This window comes from Pseudomonas sp. Pse1, assembly GCF_024519635.1.
Taxonomy (GTDB): Bacteria; Pseudomonadota; Gammaproteobacteria; order Pseudomonadales; family Pseudomonadaceae; genus Aquipseudomonas.
In genome coordinates this window covers 1-321 of record NZ_JALJRO010000115.1, presented here as the reverse complement: position 1 = coordinate 321, position 321 = coordinate 1, and the positions used below count along the sequence as shown (strand labels likewise).

The following is a 321-nucleotide window of genomic DNA, read 5'->3' as shown; positions in this document are numbered from 1 at the left end:
GAAAAAGAAAAGGAAAAGAGGGAAAGAAAAGAAGAGAGGAAGAGAGGGGAGGGGGAAGAGGAAGAGAAGGGAAAGGAGGAAGAGAAGGGGGAAGAAAGGGGAGGGGGAGGAAGGAGGGAGGGGGGGGGAAGGGAAGAAGAGGGAGGGGAAAAGAAGGGGGGGAAGAGGAAGAGGGGAAAGGAGAAGGAAGGAAAAAAGGAGAAGAGAAAGAGGAAAGAAGAAGAAAGAGGAAGGGAAGGGGGAAGGGAAGAGAAAGAAGGAAAAAGGAGAAAAAGGGGAAAGAGGAGGAGGGGGGAAGAGCCGGAAGTTGAACAGGGATTC

1 protein-coding gene is annotated in these 321 nt (G+C 51.7%); it reads left to right on the top strand.

Features of this window, described 5'->3' with window-relative positions; genetic code table 11:
* On the top strand, positions 1 to 321 hold a 321-nt coding region (locus tag NR126_RS29220; RefSeq protein ID WP_256832521.1), incomplete at both ends, for a hypothetical protein.